Source organism: Pseudomonas sp. o96-267 (assembly GCF_003935465.1).
GTDB lineage: Bacteria > Pseudomonadota > Gammaproteobacteria > Pseudomonadales > Pseudomonadaceae > Aquipseudomonas > Aquipseudomonas sediminis.
The window spans coordinates 1-1,422 of record NZ_RHQP01000087.1; the positions used below are offsets into that span (position 1 = coordinate 1).

The following is a 1,422-nucleotide window of genomic DNA, read 5'->3' on the forward strand; positions in this document are numbered from 1 at the left end:
AAGCTTGGCCATGCGGCGCAGGTTCTGCACCGTCGCCGCCAAGGTGAATTCATCAGTCGCACCCGTCAGGCCACGCAGCCGTAAACGGTCGAGTTTCATGATCCGCTTGAGGTGGGCGAAAAGCATCTCCACCTTCTTTCGTTCACAGCGAGAGACGAGGTATCCCGGTGTTTTAGCGATACGTCGGGCCACGTCACGGGCAGCTTCATGGATGCTGCGGACGATCTTCCGATTCGGTGTGTTGGGACAGCACTTCGCTTTCAGTGGACAGGTGGCACAGTCGGTTTGGCTGGAGCGGTAGATGATGGTGTTGGCCTTGGTCACCCGCGATCTTTTCTGGACGAAGGCGCGCCATTCACTGCGCAGCGGTTTGCCGACTGGGCAGCGGTATTCATTGGCCTCCGGATTCCAGTGGAAGTCGCTGCTGGAGAGGCTGTCGTCCTTGCGTTCGGTCTTGTCCCAGACTGGGACATGCGGGTCGATGTTCTTTTCTTCGACCATCCAGGCCAACATCGGGGCAGTGCCATAGGCGGTATCGCCGATGAGGCGTTCCGGCGTGACGTCGAACTGCGCTTCAACGCGATCGACCATCGTCCTGGTCGAATCGACTTCGGCGGTACGATGCGCCGGAGTCGCTTCTACATCCATGATCACGCCGTGCTCGGTGTCGATCAGGTAGTTGGTGGAGTAGGCAAAGAAGGCTGGGCCGCCTGGCGCTGCTGTCCAACGAGACAGCGGATCGGTGAGTGAAATTTTCTTGGGAAGAGCTTCAGCCAGCGCCTCTTCATCAAGAGCTTCGAGGTACTCGCGTACGGCACGGCTGCTTAGCTTTGGATCGTTCCAATCGACCTCATTTCCCGCCACACCACGTTGCCGGCTGGCATCAGCCTTGATGACGCTGGCGTCGACGGCGAAACCTTCCCCCTTTACCAGGTCGGCCGCCATGCAACGCCTCAGCACCTCATTGAACAGCCAGCGGAACAGATCGCTGTCACGGAAACGGCCGTGGCGATTCTTCGAGAAGGTTGAGTGATTGGGTACTTCGTCTTCCAGACCCAGCCGGCAGAACCAGCGATAGGCCAGATTTAAATGCACTTCTTCGCATAGTCGCCGCTCGGAGCGGATGCCGTAGCAGTAGCCAACGACCAGCATGCGCACCATCAACTCCGGGTCAATCGAGGGGCGTCCGATGGGGCTGTAGAAGTCGGCTAGGTATGCACGCAGATCGCTGAGATCCAGACACTGGTCGATGCTGCGCAAGAGGTGTTGGGGCGGAACGTGGTCTTCCAGATTGAACGAGTAGAACAGACGCTGCTGTCCACCCGGTAGCTGTCCCATCATGCTGTTCGCCCCCGCGCTCACCGACAGAGTGATTCTGCCGGCAGCACGGGGAGGTCGCTACTTTTTCAACAGAATCGGCCG

The 1,422-nt window shown here is 58.9% G+C and carries 1 protein-coding gene; it reads right to left on the bottom strand.

The features are described 5' to 3' along the window. A partial coding sequence (locus EGJ86_RS24845; RefSeq protein ID WP_148100099.1) for a transposase occupies positions 1 to 1,341 on the bottom strand: 1,341 nt, incomplete at its 3' end. Positions 1,342 to 1,422 lie beyond the last annotated feature (81 nt).